The 18455-nt window shown below is 54.1% G+C and carries 15 protein-coding genes, 1 pseudogene and 1 riboswitch; of the genes and pseudogenes, 12 read left to right on the top strand and 4 right to left on the bottom strand.

Annotation, left to right across the window (positions count from 1 at the left end; genetic code table 11):
• The first annotated feature begins 128 nt into the window (after positions 1-128).
• The 4 genes from osmF to GV764_RS12195 are packed head-to-tail and all read left to right on the top strand — an operon-like array spanning position 129 to position 3868.
• On the top strand, positions 129-1037 hold the full coding sequence (osmF, locus tag GV764_RS12210) for a glycine betaine ABC transporter substrate-binding protein OsmF (RefSeq protein ID WP_161660389.1): 909 nt from the start codon (positions 129-131) through the stop codon (positions 1035-1037).
• Positions 1038-1061: 24 nt separating this feature from the next.
• The gene (locus tag GV764_RS12205) at positions 1062-2225 is read left to right on the top strand and encodes an ABC transporter permease (RefSeq protein WP_328515169.1); all 1164 of its coding nucleotides are present in this window, start codon (positions 1062-1064) and stop codon (positions 2223-2225) included.
• Complete coding sequence (locus GV764_RS12200) at positions 2212-3153, top strand: ABC transporter ATP-binding protein (protein ID WP_161660388.1); 942 nt, start codon at positions 2212-2214, stop codon at positions 3151-3153. The genes GV764_RS12205 and GV764_RS12200 overlap by 14 nt, the downstream gene beginning before the upstream one ends.
• Positions 3137-3868 (top strand): ABC transporter permease, encoded by a 732-nt coding sequence (locus tag GV764_RS12195; protein WP_161660387.1) that lies wholly within the window; start codon positions 3137-3139, stop codon positions 3866-3868. Before GV764_RS12200 ends, GV764_RS12195 begins: the two co-directional genes overlap by 17 nt.
• On the opposite strand, the gene GV764_RS12190 is transcribed toward GV764_RS12195, so the two are convergent.
• From GV764_RS12190 to metG, 3 genes are all read right to left on the bottom strand, one after another.
• On the bottom strand, positions 3846-3956 hold the full coding sequence (locus tag GV764_RS12190; protein WP_125291656.1) for a protein YohO: 111 nt from the start codon (positions 3954-3956) through the stop codon (positions 3846-3848). The genes GV764_RS12195 and GV764_RS12190 overlap by 23 nt on opposite strands.
• A 77-nt stretch (positions 3957-4033) precedes the next feature.
• Positions 4034-4777 carry a MerR family transcriptional regulator gene (locus tag GV764_RS12185; RefSeq protein ID WP_161660386.1) on the bottom strand — a complete coding sequence of 248 codons (744 nt, stop codon included), beginning with the start codon at positions 4775-4777 and terminating at the stop codon, positions 4034-4036.
• Positions 4778-4939: 162 nt separating this feature from the next.
• A complete protein-coding gene (gene metG / locus GV764_RS12180) occupies positions 4940-6970 on the bottom strand; it encodes a methionine--tRNA ligase (protein WP_161660385.1) in 2031 nt (676 codons plus the stop codon).
• A gap of 155 nt (positions 6971-7125) precedes the next feature.
• Between metG and apbC the strand changes: the two genes are divergently transcribed.
• Positions 7126-8235 carry an iron-sulfur cluster carrier protein ApbC gene (apbC, locus tag GV764_RS12175; protein WP_161660384.1) on the top strand — a complete coding sequence of 370 codons (1110 nt, stop codon included), beginning with the start codon at positions 7126-7128 and terminating at the stop codon, positions 8233-8235.
• A 5-nt stretch (positions 8236-8240) separates the two neighbouring features.
• Here the strand turns inward: apbC and GV764_RS12170 are convergent, their stop codons facing one another.
• On the bottom strand, positions 8241-8738 hold the full coding sequence (locus tag GV764_RS12170; RefSeq protein WP_201743165.1) for a GNAT family N-acetyltransferase: 498 nt from the start codon (positions 8736-8738) through the stop codon (positions 8241-8243).
• 62 nt (positions 8739-8800) lie between these two features.
• On the opposite strand from GV764_RS12170, the gene GV764_RS12165 reads away from it, so the two are divergent.
• The 7 genes and pseudogenes from GV764_RS12165 to GV764_RS12135 all read left to right on the top strand — a co-directional run bounded on the left by GV764_RS12165 (position 8801) and on the right by GV764_RS12135 (position 18159).
• Positions 8801-10489, top strand: coding sequence for a LytS/YhcK type 5TM receptor domain-containing protein (locus GV764_RS12165; protein WP_161660383.1), 1689 nt, complete (start codon positions 8801-8803; stop codon positions 10487-10489).
• Positions 10483-11202 carry a two-component system response regulator BtsR gene (gene btsR / locus GV764_RS12160; protein WP_161660382.1) on the top strand — a complete coding sequence of 240 codons (720 nt, stop codon included), beginning with the start codon at positions 10483-10485 and terminating at the stop codon, positions 11200-11202. The genes GV764_RS12165 and btsR overlap by 7 nt, the downstream gene beginning before the upstream one ends.
• Positions 11203-11277: 75 nt before the next feature.
• Positions 11278-11751 (top strand): YehS family protein, encoded by a 474-nt coding sequence (locus GV764_RS12155; protein ID WP_161660589.1) that lies wholly within the window; start codon positions 11278-11280, stop codon positions 11749-11751.
• A gap of 112 nt (positions 11752-11863) precedes the next feature.
• The gene (locus GV764_RS12150) at positions 11864-13663 is read left to right on the top strand and encodes a carbon starvation CstA family protein (RefSeq protein WP_201743164.1); all 1800 of its coding nucleotides are present in this window, start codon (positions 11864-11866) and stop codon (positions 13661-13663) included.
• A gap of 109 nt (positions 13664-13772) precedes the next feature.
• Positions 13773-13868: riboswitch (TPP riboswitch) on the top strand.
• 67 nt (positions 13869-13935) lie between these two features.
• Positions 13936-15239: pseudogene (locus GV764_RS12145) on the top strand (tyrosine-type recombinase/integrase).
• 249 nt (positions 15240-15488) lie between these two features.
• A complete protein-coding gene (locus GV764_RS12140; protein WP_161660380.1) occupies positions 15489-16538 on the top strand; it encodes a DNA cytosine methyltransferase in 1050 nt (349 codons plus the stop codon).
• Between the two features lie 4 nt (positions 16539-16542).
• On the top strand, positions 16543-18159 hold the full coding sequence (locus GV764_RS12135; RefSeq protein ID WP_161660379.1) for a TIGR02391 family protein: 1617 nt from the start codon (positions 16543-16545) through the stop codon (positions 18157-18159).
• Positions 18160-18455 lie beyond the last annotated feature (296 nt).

The raw sequence follows: 18455 nt of genomic DNA, 5'->3' as shown, positions 1-18455 counted from the left end.
AGGCCGGGCAACCGGCCTTTTTTATTTCCGTCACGCTCCGGTTAATCCTCCATCCATAATGCGCAGCGTCTGATTCTCAACTACGCTTTTCCCTTGAACCCCGCGTTTGGGTGTGATGAGGAAAATCAATGAAAACGAAAATCTGGAGTGCGGCAGGCTTACTTTTGTTGGCGGCAGGGGCTCAGGCGGCGGACCCGGTAAAAGTCGGTTCAAAAATCGACACCGAAGGCGCGCTGTTGGGCAATATCATTATTCAGGTGCTGGAAAGCCACGGCGTCAAAACCGTGAATAAAGTGCAGCTCGGCACCACGCCGGTGGTACGCGCCGCGATTACCTCCGGCGAGCTGGATATCTACCCGGAATACACCGGCAACGGCGCGTTTTTCTTTAAAGATGAAAACGATCCCGCATGGAAAAACGCCAAAGCGGGCTATGAGAAAGTCAAAAAGCTCGATGCTGAGCAAAATAAACTGACCTGGCTGGCGCCTGCTTCGGCGAACAATACCTGGACTATCGCCGTGCGTAAGGATCTGGCTGAAAAGAACAAACTCACCTCGCTGGCGGATCTCAGCCGCTATCTGAAAGAAAAAGGCGAGTTCAAACTGGCCGCCTCGGCGGAATTTATTGAGCGCCCGGACGCGCTGCCCGCGTTTGAAAAAGCCTACGATTTTAAACTCAACCAGCCGCAACTGCTGTCGCTGGCGGGGGGCGATACCGCCGTGACGATCAAAGCCGCTGCGCAGCAAACCTCCGGCGTGAATGCCGCCATGGCCTATGGCACCGATGGCCCGGTCGCCGCGCTGGGCCTGCAAACCCTGACCGACCCGAAAGGCGTACAGCCGGTGTATGCGCCTGCTCCGGTGGTGCGTGACGCCGTGCTGAAAGCGTACCCGCAGATGGGCGAGTGGCTTGACCCGGTATTCGCCTCGCTGGATGAGAAAACCCTTCAGCAGCTGAATGCCTCTATTGCCGTCGAAGGTCTGGATGCGAAAAAGGTCGCTGCCGATTATCTGAAGCAAAAAGGATTTGTGAAGTAATCACGCCTGGAAAAGGGATGTCTTTTGACAATACGCTGTCATAACCGGGTGATGCTGCTGCTGGCAATCTTGCTGGCGGCAGCGCTCCTGCTGCCGTTTATTAACTACGCGCCTAACCGTCTGGTTTCAGGCTCGCCGATGAGCGTGTCGGCGCTCTCCCCGCTGGCGCTGTATGGGCTGCTGGCCGCTGCGCTACTGCTGGTTGTGCTGTCATGGTTACCCGGACGCGCGGCGCGCATTGCCGGCCTGGTCAGCGCGGAAGGGCTGTTTATCGCGCTGTTGCTGCTGGTGGGCTATGCCGCGACCCACCTGGCCCAGCAGGGCAGTCCGCTGGCGCGCACCTCGCCGGGTAGCGGAGCCTGGCTGATGGCGGCGCTGGCGCTGCTGTTGATGAGCGATACCATCAGCCGCCTCACGCAAAAGCCGCTGTGGCGCTGGCTGCTGCTGGCGCAGCTGTGGATCGTGCCGTTGTGGCTGTTGCTGACCGGTTACTTCAACGATATCTCGCTGCTAAAAGAATACGCCAATCGCCAGGACGTGTTTAACGACGCGTTCAGTCAGCATCTGACGCTGCTGCTGGCGACGCTGAGCATCGCCCTGGCCATCGGCATCCCGCTGGGCTTGCTGTGCCACCGGTATGCCCGTTCGCAGCCTGCGGTCTTTTCCGTCCTTAACGTCATTCAGACCGTACCGTCGATTGCCCTGTTCGGGTTGCTGATCGCGCCGCTTGCCGCGCTGGCGGCGCTGTTTCCCTGGCTGGGGCGATTAGGCGTTTCCGGCATCGGGATGGCACCGGCGCTGATCGCGTTGGTGCTTTATGCGCTGTTGCCGCTGGTGCGCGGCGTGGTGGCGGGCCTCGGCCAGGTGCCGGAAAACGTGCTGGAAAGCGCGCGTGGCATGGGCATGACCGATCGCCAGCGCTTCTTCAAAGCTGAAGTGCCGCTGGCGCTGCCGGTGCTGTTACGCAGCCTGAAGGTGGTGGCGGTGCAGACCGTCGGCATGGCGGTGATTGCCGCGCTGATTGGCGCAGGCGGCTTCGGCGCGCTGGTGTTTCAGGGGCTGCTGAGCAGCGCGCTGGATCTGGTGCTGCTGGGCGTCATACCGGTGATCGCCATGGCGGTAGCGGTGGATGGACTGTTTAACCTGCTGATTGCGGCGCTGGAGGCGCAACGACATGATCGAATTTGATGGCGTGACCAAATATTACCAGGGACGCGCCGCGGTAGAAGATCTCAATCTGAACTTCCGCAAGGGCGCGTTTTCAGTCTTGATCGGCACCTCCGGCTCCGGGAAATCCACCACCTTAAAAATGATCAACCGGCTGGTGGAGCACGACGAAGGGCGCATCCGCTTTGCCGGAGAAGAGATCCGCAACTTTTCGCCGCAGGATTTACGGCGGCGTATGGGCTACGCGATTCAGTCTATCGGGCTGTTCCCGCACTGGGACGTGGCGCAGAACATCGCCACCGTTCCGCAACTGCTGAAGTGGCCGAAGGCGCGGATCAACCAGCGGGTGGATGAACTGCTGGCGCTGCTTGGGCTGGATCCGGCGCAGTTTCGCCGCCGCTATCCGCATCAGCTTTCCGGCGGCCAGCAGCAGCGGGTCGGCGTGGCGCGGGCGCTGGCGGCAGATCCGGAAGTGCTGCTGATGGATGAACCCTTTGGCGCGCTCGATCCGGTGACCCGCGAGGCGTTGCAGCAGGAGATGATGCGCATTCATCAACTCCAGGGGCGCACCATCGTTCTGGTCACTCATGACGTGGATGAGGCGCTGCGCCTCGCGGATCATCTGGTGGTGATGGATGGCGGCAAAGTGGTGCAGCAGGGCGCGCCGCTGGCTCTGCTCAGCCAGCCGGAAAACGCGTTTGTGCGCGATTTCTTTGGCCGCAGCGAGCTGGGCGTGCGGCTGCTGTCAATGCGCCAGGTGAGAGATTACCTCACGGCGGGGCATTGCGAAGGCGTGCCGGTTACTCGCGATACCACGTTGCGCGAAGCGCTGTCGCTGTTCGTGGAGCGGCGCTGCGACGAGCTGCCGGTGGTGGATGAACAGGGCAACCCGTGCGGCGTGATCCGCTTTCATACTCTGCTGGAGGGCGATCGTGCGTCTGCTTCGTGATCCTCTGCTGTGGCTGATCCTGCTCTATGCCGCGCTGCTGGTGGGCCTGCCTTATAGCGCGGGATTGTTCAGCTGGTTATTTCCGCAACTGCCGCGCCCGCTGTATCAGCAGGAGAGTTTCTGGGCGCTGACCGTAGCGCATTTTTATCTGGTGGGCGTTTCGAGCCTGGTCGCCATCGTGCTCGGCATCGGGTTAGGGATTGTGGTGACGCGCCCGTTCGGGCTGGAGTTCCGCGCGCTGGTGGAAACCATCGCGGCGGTGGGCCAGACGTTTCCCCCGGTAGCGGTGCTGGCGGTGGCGGTGCCGGCGATTGGCTTCGGCAAAGAGCCCGCGATCATCGCGCTGATTTTGTACGGCTGGCTGCCGGTGCTACAGGGCACGCTGGCGGGCATTGGCGCGGTGCCGGGCAGCGTTAAAGAGGTGGCGCGCGGCGTGGGGATGAGCGGCTGGCAGACCTTATGGAAAGTGGAGATGCCGCTGGCCGCGCCGGTGATCCTCGCGGGCGTGCGCACCTCGGTGATTATCAATATCGGCACGGCGGCTATCGCCTCGACGGTGGGCGCAAACACCCTCGGCACGCCGGTGATCATCGGCCTGAGCGGCTTTAACACCGCATATGTGATTCAGGGGGCGATTCTGGTGGCGCTGGCGGCGATTATCGTCGACCGCGCCTTCGAGCGTTTACAGCAGATTATGACCCGGCATGCAGGATAACGGTGTAGCCAGCCAGCATCACGCCGCCGATCCCGCCAATCGCCATCAGTAACATGCCGGTAACGATCGCTATTCTGGTTAATTTCATGGACTGCTCCTTGGGTTAACCCGACGATTATACCCGTCTGCGCTCAGGTTGCACCTTTGTTATTTTTGTTACGTCGTTTACAGCGCTTCCGGCGCGTTTAAGTCGATGATGGCCCGGCCTTCCGTGCGCCACTGCGCCAGTTGGCTACGCTGTTGAGAGGTCGGATTATCGCCGCACCACACCAGCAACGTCTGGCCCTCGAAAATTTCCGGCCGCAGCTGCGCCACCGGATGCGCCAGAATGCTCACCCGCCAGCCCCGTTGAGTGGCGCTCCAGCCCGCCAGCCACAGGCGCGTGGTGTCGGTAATATTCCAGCCGATCACCAGCGCGTCTTTGCCGCTTTTTTTGCGCGCCGACGACAGGCACAGGGCGATGTAGTTGATCAGGACGCCATCAAGGATGCTCAGGAGTATCGCCAGGGCGGCCTGCTGGCTTTGCAGGCGATGGCGAAGGGGGATAAACAGCTTATCGACCAGGGTTTGGGCGGGGTAGTCGCGTCCGGTTTCGCTGACCCAGTTACGTACCCGGTTGATATTCCCGGCGCGCAGCAGGCGCAATAGCGTCTCTTGCATTTGATACCACTGGGAGCCCGGATCCTGCGCGTCCGTCAGTAGCAGCGATTTCACTTTGCTAACCTGAACGCCGTTATCGATCCACTGTTTGATCTCGCGGATCCGGTCGATGTCAGATTCGTTGAATAAGCGGTGCCCGCCATCGGTGCGTTGCGGCTTAACCAGCCCATATCGCCGCTGCCATGCCCTGAGTGTGACAGGGTTAATATCACACAACTCCGCCACCTCACCGATGGTGTAAAGCGCCATACCACCCTCACTATGAGCGTAAAAATCCCCACTTAACTGTAGTCGGTAGCAGGCTAACCAGGCAAAATGTATTGTGTATTTTTAGACATATATTCGAAAGGCGGATTGACCCAAACGTAAATGCACGGCTAAAAAAATGCCCTCGCGAGGAGGGCATTAAAATTATTTAACCTGTTGGCCCGGCTTAGCGCCCTCGTCAGGGCTTAACAGGAAGATATCTTTCCCGCCAGGACCCGCCGCCATCACCATGCCTTCAGAGACGCCAAAGCGCATTTTGCGCGGCGCCAGGTTGGCGACCATCACGGTCAGGCGGCCAATCAGCACCTGCGGATCCGGATACGCGGAGCGGATGCCGGAGAACACGTTACGTTTCTCGCCGTCCAGATCCAGCGTCAGGCGCAGCAGCTTGTCAGAGCCGTCGACGAACTCCGCGTTTTCAATCAGCGCCACGCGCAAATCGACTTTGGCGAAATCATCGAAGCTGATGGTTTCCTGAATAGGGTTATCCGCCAGTTCGCCGGTCGCGGGCGCGGCGGCTGCTTTCACTTCTTCTTTCGATGCTTCCACCAGCGCGTCAACCTGTTTCATTTCGATGCGGTTGTACAGCGCTTTGAAGGTATTCACCTTATGGCCGAGCAGCGGCTGCTGGATAGCGTCCCAGGTCAGCTCGGCGTTCAGGAAGGCTTCGGCGCGCTCGCTCAGCTGCGGCAATACCGGCTTCAGCCAGGTCATCAGCACGCGGAACAGGTTAATACCCATCGAGCAAATCGCCTGCAGGTCGGCATCGCGGCCTTCCTGTTTCGCCACCACCCACGGAGCCTGCTCGTCTACGTAGCGGTTGGCTACGTCGGCCATCGCCATGATTTCGCGCACGGCTTTGCCGAACTCACGGCTTTCCCAGGCTTCGCCGATGCTTTGCGCCGCGTCGGTAAAGGTTTTGTACAGCGCCGGATCGGCCAGCTCAGCCGCCAGCACGCCGTCGAAGCGTTTGGCGATAAAGCCCGCGTTGCGGGACGCCAGGTTCACCACTTTGTTGACGATGTCGGCATTCACGCGCTGGACGAAATCCTCCAGGTTCAGGTCGATATCATCAATGCGCGAAGAGAGCTTGGCGGCGTAGTAATAGCGCAGGCTGTCGGCGTCGAAATGGTTCAGCCAGGTGCTGGCCTTGATAAAGGTGCCGCGTGATTTAGACATCTTCGCGCCGTTCACCGTCACATAGCCGTGGACGAACAGATTGGTCGGCTTGCGGTAGCCGCTGCCTTCCAGCATCGCCGGCCAGAACAGGCTGTGGAAGTAAACGATGTCTTTACCGATGAAGTGATACAGCTCGGCGTCAGAGTCTTTTTTCCACCAGTCGTCAAAGTTCAGGTCGCTGCGCTTGTCACACAGGTTTTTGAACGAGCCCATGTAGCCGATCGGCGCGTCCAGCCAGACATAAAAGTATTTGCCCGGCGCGTTGGGGATCTCAAAGCCGAAATACGGCGCATCGCGGGAGATATCCCACTGTTGCAGGCCGGATTCAAACCACTCCTGCATTTTGTTCGCCACCTGCTCCTGCAGCGCGCCGCTGCGGGTCCAGGCTTGCAGCATTTCGCTGAACGACGGCAGGTCAAAGAAGAAGTGCTCGGATTCACGCATCACCGGCGTTGCGCCGGAAACCACCGACTTCGGCTCGATCAGCTCGGTCGGGCTGTAGGTCGCGCCGCACACTTCGCAGTTATCACCGTATTGATCCGGAGATTTGCATTTCGGGCAGGTGCCTTTTACAAAACGGTCCGGCAGGAACATGCCTTTTTCCGGATCGTACAGCTGGGAAATGGTGCGGTTCTTAATGAAGCCGTTCTCTTTCAGACGGGTATAGATCAGCTCCGACAGCTCGCGGTTTTCGTCGCTGTGCGTGGAGTGATAATTATCGTAGCTGATGTTGAAGCCAGCAAAATCGCTCTGATGTTCCTGACTCATCTCGCCAATCATCTGCTCCGGCGTGATGCCAAGCTGTTGTGCTTTGAGCATAATCGGCGTGCCGTGGGCATCGTCGGCGCAGATGAAGTTGACGTTGTGGCCGCGCATTCGCTGGTAACGAACCCAGACATCAGCCTGGATATGCTCCAGCATGTGGCCGAGGTGGATCGAGCCATTCGCATAGGGAAGGGCACAGGTTACCAGTATTTTTTTCGCGACTTGAGTCATAGTGAGAATTACTTCTTCCAGGTAAAAAGGGGGTTCGATATTACCAAATGGGTAATTATTTGGTAACCCAAAAGCGAAGGCTGGGGGAATTATTCCCTTTTTGGTATGCTTAACGCTTCGAACCCTTATCAAAACACAATTACAAAGGAGTCGGGATGAGTCCTCAATCCCAGGCCAAATCTCCGGAAGCTTTGCGAGCCATCGTTGCCGGGACACTGGCGAATTTCCAGCACCCCACCCTGAAACATAACCTCACCGCCCTGAAGGCGTTGCACCACGTGGCGTGGATGGATGACGTCATCCATATCGAACTGCAAATGCCGTTTGCCTGGCAGAGCGCGTTCGAGGAGCTGAAAGAGAGCGCCAGCGCGGATCTGCTGCGCCTTACCGGCGCGAAAGCCATCGACTGGAAACTGACTCACCAGATCGCCACCCTGAAGCGCGTGAAAAATCAGGCGGGCATCAACGGCGTGAAAAATATCATTGCCGTCAGCTCCGGCAAGGGCGGGGTGGGCAAGTCCTCCACCTCGGTCAACCTGGCGCTGGCGCTCGCCGCCGAAGGGGCGAAAGTGGGCATTCTGGATGCCGACATCTACGGCCCGTCAATCCCGACCATGCTGGGCACTGAACACGAGCGCCCGACCTCGCCGGACGGCACCCATATGGCGCCGATTGTCGCTTACGGGCTGGCCAGCAACTCTATCGGCTATCTGGTCACCGACGATAACGCCATGGTGTGGCGCGGCCCGATGGCCAGCAAAGCGCTGATGCAGATGCTGTCTGAAACCTTATGGCCGGAACTGGATTATCTGGTACTGGATATGCCGCCGGGCACCGGCGACATCCAGCTGACGCTGGCGCAGAACGTGCCGGTGACCGGCGCAGTGGTCGTCACCACGCCGCAGGATATCGCGCTGATCGACGCCAAAAAAGGCATCGTGATGTTCGAGAAAGTGGACGTGCCGGTGCTGGGCATTGTGGAAAACATGAGCATGCACGTGTGCAGCCAGTGCGGCCACCACGAGCCGATTTTCGGCACCGGCGGCGCGGAGAAACTGGCTGCGCAATACAATACCTCGCTGCTCGGCCAGTTGCCGCTGCACATCACGCTGCGCGAAGATCTCGATCGCGGCCAGCCGACCGTAGTGAGCCGCCCGGAAAGCGAATTCACCCAGATTTACCGCCAACTGGCAGGGCGCGTTGCGGCGCAGCTCTACTGGCAGGGCGAGGTGATCCCGAGCGAGATTTCATTCCGCGCGGTGTAAATCCTTTAAGGCAGACGCGAGTCTGCCTTTTTTTGCTTCCAGTGCATTAAGTAATATTCCCCTTCCGGGCTGTCGCCCGTCGACTCAATCTCCCAACCGTGACGCTGATAAAACGCCACCGCCGGTTTATTTTTCACCAGGCATTTTAGCGCCCCGGTGCTGGTGAAGTTTTCCTGCGCCTTATGCAGCAGCGCGCTGCCCGCGCCAGATCCCTGATACAGCGGATCGATAAACAGGTTATGCAAAAAGTTGTCGTTCTCCAGTACCGAGGCGAAGCCAACGCGATGCCCGTCCTGTTCCGCTACCCAGATCGTTTCGCCGAGCGTCGCGGCGTCAAAATCCTCCAGTTGCCACTGGCTGGCGTCCAGCCACGGCCAGGCGTCGCGCCGGGCGTGCAGATACAGGGTGCGTAAAAAGGGCCGATCGGTCTCCTGCCACGGGCGGATTACCAGGTTTGATTGTTGGTCTGATTCAGAATTCGTCACTTTTTTGTGCATCTTCATAGAAAGTCTTTTTCGTGCCGGGTATCTTACGCGCTTTCAATCGAAAGCCCGGTGTGTGGAGTATGTACGAGTTTAACCTGGTGTTGCTGTTGCTCCAGCAAATGTGCGTGTTTTTGGTCATCGCGTGGCTGATGAGCAAAACGCGGCTGTTTATCCCGTTGATGCAGGTCACCGTGCGTCTGCCGCATAAGCTGCTGTGCTACGTCACGTTCTCGATTTTTTGCATTCTCGGCACCTATTTCGGTTTACATATTGAAGACTCCATCGCCAATACCCGGGCGATCGGCGCGGTGATGGGCGGTTTACTGGGCGGCCCGGTGGTGGGCGGCCTGGTAGGGCTGACCGGCGGTCTGCACCGCTACTCAATGGGCGGGATGACCGCGCTGAGCTGCATGATATCCACCATCGTCGAAGGGCTGCTGGGCGGGCTGGTGCACAGCGTGTTAATCCGCCGTGGCCGCAGCGATAAACTGTTTAGCCCACTCACCGCCGGGGCAGTAACCTTCATCGCCGAACTGGTGCAGATGATGATTATTCTGCTGATCGCCCGGCCTTATCAGGATGCGCTGAAGCTGGTGGAAAGCATCGCCGCGCCGATGATCGTCACCAACACCGTGGGCGCGGCGCTGTTTATGCGCATCCTGCTGGATAAGCGCGCGATGTTTGAAAAATACACGTCGGCGTTTTCCGCCACGGCGCTGAAGGTGGCGGCGTCTACCGAGGGGATATTGCGACTTGGATTTAATGAAGAGAACAGCGCGAGGGTGGCAGACGTTATCTGGAAAGAGCTGGATATCGGCGCGGTGGCGATCACCGATCGCGAAAAGCTGCTCGCCTTTACCGGCATCGGCGACGACCACCATTTACCGGGGCGGCCCATTTCTTCGTCCTGTACCTGGCGGGCGATTGAATCCGGCGAAGTGGTCTATGCCGACGGCAATGAAGTGCCGTACCGCTGCTCGCTGCATCCGCAATGCAAGCTGGGGTCAACGCTGGTGATCCCGCTGTACGGCGAGAACCATCGGGTCATCGGCACCATCAAACTCTATGAAGCTAAAAATCGCCTGTTCAGCTCCATCAACCGCACGTTGGGGGAGGGCATTGCGCAATTGCTGTCGGCGCAAATCCTGGCGGGCCAGTATGAACGGCAAAAAGCGCTGCTGACCCAGTCGGAAATCAAGCTGCTGCACGCCCAGGTGAACCCGCACTTCTTGTTTAACGCCCTGAACACCTTAATGGCGGTGATCCGCCGCGACAGCGAACAGGCCGGGCAACTGGTGCAATACCTGTCGACCTTTTTCCGTAAAAACCTTAAGCGTCCCTCAGAGATCGTCACCCTTGCCGACGAGATTGAGCATGTTAACGCCTATCTGCAAATCGAAAAGGCGCGCTTTCAGGCGCATTTACAGGTCACCCTGACGCTGCCGTCTGAACTGGCCCACGTCAGCTTACCGGCGTTTACCCTGCAACCCATCGTTGAGAACGCCATTAAACACGGCACGTCCCAGATGATGGAGACCGGAAAAATCCAGCTTAGCGCTCGCCAGCAGGGCAACCGGCTGGTGCTGGAAATCGAAGACAACGCCGGGCTGTACCAACCAAAACCGCAGACGAACGGTTTGGGGATGAGCCTGGTGGAAAAACGGCTGCGCGCCCGGTTCGGGGACGACTGTTCCATGACCATTCGCTGCGAGCCGGACCATTTTACCCGTATAACCCTACAACTACCGATGGTGGATTCCCCATGTTAAAGGTGCTTCTGGTTGATGATGAACCGCTGGCGCGCGAGAACTTACGCTTTCTGCTCCAGGAACACAGCGATATCGACATTGTCGGCGAGTGCGCCAATGCGGTAGAGGGCATCAGCGCGGTTCACCGGCTGCGACCGGACGTGCTGTTTCTCGATATCCAGATGCCGCGTATTTCCGGCCTGGAGATGGTCGGCATGCTCGACCCAAGCCACCGGCCGGGCATTGTGTTTCTCACCGCGTACGACGAGTACGCGGTAAAAGCTTTTGAAGAGCATGCTTTTGATTATTTGCTGAAACCCATTGAGGCCGCGCGGCTGGCGAAAACGCTTGACCGTCTGCGCCAGGAGCGCGCGCCGCAGGATGTGTCGCTGCTCAACGCCAGCCAGCAGCATCTGAAATTTATCCCCTGCACCGGGCACAGCCGCATCTGGCTGCTGCAAATGGAAGACGTGGCGTTTGTCAGCAGCCGGATGAGCGGGGTGTTCGTCACCAGCGCCCAGGGCCAGGAAGGCTTTACCGAGCTGACGTTGCGCACTCTGGAAAGCCGCACGCCGTTGTTGCGCTGCCACCGGCAATATCTGGTGAATCTGGCGCACCTGAAAGAGATCCGCCTCGAAGAGAATGGCCAGGCGGAGCTGCTGCTGCGCGACGGGCAAACCGTGCCGGTCAGCCGTCGCTATCTGAAAAGCCTGAAAGAGGCGCTCGGGCTGTAGCGTGTTTTTATCATCAGTCGGCCAGTGGAAAATGGTACACTGGTCTTTTCCCGCTGTACTAAAGAGAACACGCCAGTGCTGAATAACGATATTTTACGTAGCCTTCGCTACACCCTGAAAATGAATAATAACGACATCATCTCCACCCTGGCGCTGGCGGATGTGGAGGTGAGCGCCGCTCAGGTGGTGCAGTACATCAAGAAAGAAGACGACGACGGCTTTGCGCGCTGCCCGGATCTGATCCTCTCCTCGTTTCTCAACGGCCTGATTTACCTGCGCCGCGGCAAAGACGAAAGCCAGCCGCCGCTCAAGGCCGACCGCAAAATCACCAATAACATTATCCTTAAAAAACTGCGCATCGCCTTTGAGTTGAAAACCGACGATATCCTGGCGATCCTCACCGAGCAGAAATTCCGCGTCTCAATGCCGGAAATCACCGCCATGATGCGTGCCCCGGAGCATAAGAACTATCGCGAGTGCGGCGACCAGTTTCTGCGTAACTTTCTTAAAGGGCTGGCGAGCCGCTTTAACCCCTCCGCCGCTCAGTAGCCTTTTTTGACCGCTTAGATTGCAATACGACCGCTGGAGCAAATCCCGCCCTGTTGTGTGACATCGCCATGCCAGGATAGCGCTGAAAACTATCTTATCTCTGGAGTTGGCTATGTCACACGCACTGACGTTTGTTATTGCGACCCTGTGTATCCTTGCCATTTGCTACCGTCTGTACGGCGTGTTTTTTGTCCGTAAGGTACTGAACGCAGATGACAGCGAGGTTACCCCTTCGCATGTTTATGAGGACGGCAAAGATTACGTCCCGACCAAAAAATGGGTGAACTTCGGCAGCCACTTTGCTGCTATCGCCGCCGCAGGCCCGCTGGTGGGGCCGGTGCTGGCCGCCCAGTACGGTTATTTCCCTGGCTTCCTGTGGCTGCTGGTGGGCTGTGTCATCGGCGGCGCGGTACACGATACCGTGGTGCTGTTCGCCTCCATGAAGCATCAGGGCAAATCCCTGTCTGAAGTGGCGAAATCCGAGCTTGGCCCGGTTGCGGGCTGGTGTACCGGTCTGGCGATGTTGTTCATCATCACCATTACCATGGCAGGTCTCTCCATGGTGGTGGTTCACGCCCTTGAGCGTAACCCGTGGGGCACCTTCGCGGTGTTTATGACCATTCCGGTAGCGATTGGCGTGGGCCTGTGGGAGCGTTTCACCGGCAGCATGCGCGGTGCGACCTGGGTCGGCATTCTGGTGATTTTCGGCTGCGTGATCGCCGGTCCTTACATCCAGGCTTCCGCGTTTGGCGAGTGGCTGAGCCTGAAAGCCTCCACCGTGAGCCTGGTACTGCCGTTCTACGCATTCTTCGCTACCGCGCTGCCGGTATGGATGCTGTTGACCCCGCGCGGTTACCTGTCCAGCTTTATGAAAATCGGCGTGTTCGGCGCGCTGGTGATTGGCGTGGTGTTTATCAACCCGGAAATCCAGTTCCCGGCGGTGACGCAGTTCATCCACGGTAATGGCCCGGTACTGGCCGGTCCGGTCTGGCCGTTTATCTCGATCACCATCGCCTGTGGCGCAATCTCAGGTTTCCATGCGTTTATCGGTTCCGGCACCACGCCGAAGCAGATCGACAAATGGAACGACATTCTGCCGGTGGCCTTTGGCGCAATGTGTGCTGAGTGCGTGGTGGGCGTAATGGCCCTGATCGCTGCTACCGCGCTGCACCCGGCGGACTACTTCGCCATCAACTCCGCGCCGCAGGTGTTTGCCGATCTGGGGATGGATGTGGTTAACCTGCCGAAACTGAGCCAGGAGATTGGTCTGGATCTGTACGGACGTACCGGCGGGGCCGTAACCCTGGCGGTGGGCATGGCGGACATCTTTACCCGCATTCCGTGGTTCAGCAACCTGGCGTCTTACTTCTTCCAGTTTGTGGTGATGTTCGAAGCGGTATTTATCCTCACCGCCGTGGACTCCGGCACCCGCGTGGCGCGCTATTTGCTGCAGGATTTCTTTGGCGATCTGTGGGCCCCGCTGAAACGCACCAACTGGATGCCCGGCGCGATCGGTTGCAGCATTGTCGCCTGCCTGCTGTGGGGTTACCTGCTGAACTCCGGCGATATCAACTCGGTCTGGGCGCTGTTTGGCGTCTCTAACCAGCTGATGGCGTCGATTGGCCTGATGATTGGCGCGACCATCATCATGCGGATGTCGAAAAAACGCTGGTATGCGCTGACCTGCCTGGTGCCGCTCTCTTACCTGTACATTACCGTTAACTACGCGGCGTACTGGATGGTGAAAAATGTCTATTTCAACTCTGCGGCCAAGGGCTTCAACATCTTCAACGGCACCATTTCCATCATTATGGTGGTGCTGGGGCTGGTGATTATGATTTCCTCTGTCCAGCGCTGGATTGTGCTGTGGCGCGCCCGCGCGCAGCCGGAGCCGGTTGAGGCGCTGTCCTGATTGATATGAAAACGAAAAGCCAGGGGAAACCCTGGCTTTTTCTTTTGCCGCTCACGTCCCGCCCGCGCCAGGCTTGCTTTTGAAAAGGCGCTTCCTTATCCTTCATGCGTAACTTGACTCGGGGTGCCCTTCTTTGTGAAGGCTGAGAAATATCCGTACCACCTGATCTGGATAATGCCAGCGTAGGGGGCCAAAACTTGGCCTACTTATCATGAAATTGATTCTCTTTTTGTCGGTGCGTAATGCACTTGAGGTACAAAAAGGGTGTATTCATGGGGTACAGTACTCTTCCACACACGTTTCAGCGAAACGGCAACTACTACCTGCAAATCCGGCTTTCTAATGGCAGGATGTATAAGAAATCCCTCCTCACTGACAGATATCGTGAAGCATCTGCTTTGATGATTGGCGTTACTCCGCATATTCCTTTTGTTAAATCATTAGCTACGCCGATCTCAGTGTTCGATTCATTTTTGTCAAACCTGATTGCGTCAGAACGTAAGGCTGCGAGAAATCCACTTTTTCTCCACCAGCAGATAGCTCCTCCTGTTGAAATTGTGGAATCTCAACCGCCAGCCGAACCGGAAAAAGTGCTAACCCTCTTGGATACGTGGGCGATGTACAAAGACGAAAAGGGGCGAAACTGGACTAAATCGATCTCAATGGCAAATGAGCGCTACATGGAAGTGCTGTTAACGGTCTTGGGAGGGGAAACTGATGTAGCGGCGATTAGCAAACAGGACATTAAACAGGTGGTGGAAAACGTTGAAAATCTTCCTAAGCGTGTTGTTCAGCCCTACCGCTCAATGAACATCCAGCAACTGATTGAGTACGATGATGTTCCACCGAATCAACTGGTAGGCGTTGAGGCCATCCATAAGCATCCTAAGCTGTATAAATCACTCTTCAAAACCTTCCTCACAGAAAGCAAAGACATTTTATCTAAGTCGCCAACTGACGGCGTAGTGGCTGCACCATCGAAAGCAAGATTTGGTGCATACAGCACAGCGGAGATGAAAAAATTTGTAGGGTGGGCGCTTAAGCAGCCTGTCAACTGGCAAAAATGGATCACATTGCTGCTGGCATATACCGGAGCCAGAAGAGGCGAGATTGCCAAACTGGAAAAGTCACAAATCAAATTCGACAAAGATAGCCAGCGTTACTATTTCCTGATTGCCCAAGGAGGGCAGGGGAAAACTGAGAACGCTACAAGGCAGGTTGCTATCCACCCTAAGTTAATTGAATGGGGTTTCATGGAGTATGTTAATCGCCAGTGGAAGGAGCGGATATTCTCAGAGGTGGCGGGTACGAACATTATTAAGGTCGGTAAAACGTTTGCTGAAGTTCGAGAGCAGTTAGGTATTGCTTACCTGGACAATTATTGACCGCGAAGGTTACTGCATTCTATCCGTCACTCGGTCTGTTCCGCTGCAATGGCTGGTTGGGTGAAGAACATCCTACACCTGCAACAGACTGTTGGTCATGAGAAGAGCAGGGGAATAACTAAGCGCTATCTGCATACATTTCCCTTTCAACGATTTGTTATGTGATAGACGGCTTGAGTAGGACGAGCTAACAAACTTTAATGCTTGATAGTGCAACCGCATTTACTGTGCGAAAAATATACTCCAACCAATAAAGTTGCAAGAAAAGAAGTTATGAGTCAGCTATTCTGAATAGTGCTGACCTTTGCTGGATCAAAGGGTTAATTATAAATGTATGATAGCTTTTAACTCATGATACTAATCATACTCTCTTCTTTACTTTTCAAGATAATGATACTATGGCAAAATTGCAGAAAGGAACGAACACATGGATCTAATCAATGAATTTCACAGCAATTGACCTATTTTGCGGTGCGGGTGGATTGACATGCGGTTTAAAAGAAGCTGGCTTTAAAGTTATCGCAGGTGTTGAGCTTGAAGCTGTTGCTGCAAGAACTTACAAAACTAACCATGCCGATCACATCCTCTACGAAGCTGATATTCGCTCGTTAAATCCTTTAAAAATTATGGAGGAGTTGCAGCTCAAACCGGGAGAGTTGGATTTATTAGCGGGTTGCCCTCCATGCCAAGGTTTCTCATCTCATCGCACTCGAAACAAATGTACTTCAGTTGAAGATATTAGAAATGACCTTATTTTTGATTTAATGAGATTTGTGAGGGTATTTGAACCTAAAACAGTCATGATCGAGAATGTTCCTGCTCTGGCTAAAGATGAGAGAATAAATAAGGTCATTGACGAGCTTCATGATCGTGGATATGCCATTGGTGAAAAGACATTGCAAGTGAAAGATACCGCTTGCTATGGAGTTCCTCAACGTAGAAAAAGAATGATCCTTATCGCATCTAAGTTTGGTTATATCGATGAGCCTTTAAAAGTAGCTTCCCCCAAGACCGTCAAAGATGCAATTGCAGATTTTCCTGTTCCTGGTGAAGGTAATGATATTCTGCATGATTTTATTCCGAGCAGGACCGATAAAATTAAAGCTATGATCAGAAATATTCCTAAAGATGGTGGTTCGAGATCAGATTTACCCAAACACTTATGGCTACCCTGCCATTTGAAAAATCCAGATGGATATAAAGATGTTTATGGGCGAATGTCATGGGATAAAGTTTCTCCAACTATTACTGGTGGGTGTACCAATCCTTCAAAGGGACGTTTTTTGCATCCTGAACAAAATAGAGCTATCACGTTGCGTGAAGCTGCCGCACTTCAAACGTTTCCCAAAAACTATGCCTTTTCGCTGGATAGAGGTAGAGAGTTCGCAGCACTAATGATCGGCAATGCCTTGCCACCTGCTTTTATTTGTGCACATGCAACCAAGATTATTGAGCATTTGAATCAGTTAGGAAAACAGAATAGGGAATAACAACATGTCTGGTTACGAAATGAAGTTTGATCCTCATACGATAGAACATCTCGGCGTGAAAATGTATTCTACGCTTCCACCAGCTCTTGCTGAACTGATTTCAAATGCCTATGATGCTGATTCAGGAAACGTGACTCTCGATTTTTTGGAAGTAGGGAGTAACAAATTTATCAGTATTAAAGATGATGGTACAGGGATGAGTACCACAGATATTCAACAACGATTTTTGGTTATAGGCAGAAATAGACGCCGACATGATGGCGATAAGCCAACGCCACGGTTTGGACGTTATGCCACAGGTAAAAAAGGTTTAGGGAAATTAGCTCTTTTTGGTCTCGCCAAGGAAATAACTATTGATACCGTTAAGGATGGAAAAAGAAATAGGTTTATACTTGATTGGAATGCACTGCTTAATGCTGATGGGGTTTATAATCCAACGGTTGAATTATCTGATGAGCCCACAGATGCTCCAAATGGGACGACGATAAAACTATCCAAACTCAAACGACAATCGCCATTCGATCTTGAAGCGATTGCTAACAGCTTGTCAAAAATATTTATCGTTGATGATAGTTTTAATATAAATCTTAAAGACCAACATGGTCATGTTGCAACGGTAAATAATGCTCGTCGTTATAGTGGCTTTGAGCAGCAGTTCGAATGGGATGTTGAATCTTTGGTTAAAGATGACAGCCCTTATAAAGATAAATTGAAAGGCACATTGTATACTTCACGAACTCCTATAAGACCAAATTCGGGATTAAGAGGTATTTCGCTGTTTTCAAGAGGGAAACTTGTTAATAACCCCGAGTTTTTTTCAAACAGCACTTCGAGCCATTTCTTTCAATATTTGACCGGCTGGATATCTGTTGATTTCATTGATGATCTTGATGATGATGTTATCTCAACCAACCGGCAGTCTATTGATTGGGATAATGAAGAAATGGCTCTTCTTCGAGAATATCTATCAACAATAATTAACCAAGTTAATAATGATTGGAGAAATAAGAGGAAAGAGAAGAAAGAAAAAGAACTTGAGGTGACAACTGGCATAGATACCAATCAATGGATAAGTACTATGCCCGAGGATATAAGGCAACAAGCATCAAAAATTATAGACTTTCTTGGTGAAGAGGACGCACTGGAGAAGTATAGTCCTGTAATTGAAGCTCTGCATACAATAGTTCCAGAATATCCTTTGCTACACTGGCGGTATCTGAATGAGAAAATTAAAGCTAGAATAAAAGCATTCTATACAAATAAGCAATATGGAATGGCAGCTGATCAAGGAACGAAAATATACTGTGAGGTGATTCGTGAACTTACTGGTTCAACACTTGATGGTACAGAACTTGTTAATTTAGTCTTCTCTCCTAATAAACCTGTTATTAAATTATGTGATACTTCAACTAAAACAGGTATGAGTATTCAAAGTGGACAGCGCTCATTATCTCAAGGGGTTATTGAGTCCTTTAGAAACCCGGCTGCTCACATGCCATTGGATAAATTAGTTCCTGAGCAATATTCAGAATTGGATTGTTTAAACGTTTTAAGTTTGATTTCTTATCTTTTTGAAAGAATGGAAGGTGCTGAAGTTGTAATAGAGAAAAGAGCAAAATAGTAATTAATTTTAATTCTGAAGATATGAAAGCATACACAGAGTTTAGTGTATGCTTCATTCAGAGAGGCCTACTCTCCGTTGATTATTAGCTTGGTTATTTAAGCTGTTAAACGTTAATTTTTGGGATCTCCCCAATATGACATTAGGAATTCTCAAATATCAGAGAGTTGTTAAATGTCTTAAGGCGGTAGTGGACTGCTCCCACGACAGTAGACAAATTCTGTCCTCACGACGAGGCCTGTTCGAAAGCCTCCGGACTGACGCCGCCGAGATGACTGTTAAACCCGTGGCGATTC

This window comes from Atlantibacter hermannii (genome assembly GCF_009907385.1).
Classification (GTDB): Bacteria; Pseudomonadota; Gammaproteobacteria; order Enterobacterales; family Enterobacteriaceae; genus Atlantibacter; species Atlantibacter hermannii_A.
Note: the sequence above shows the minus strand (reverse complement) of the source record. Positions and strands in the feature narration are given on the sequence as shown.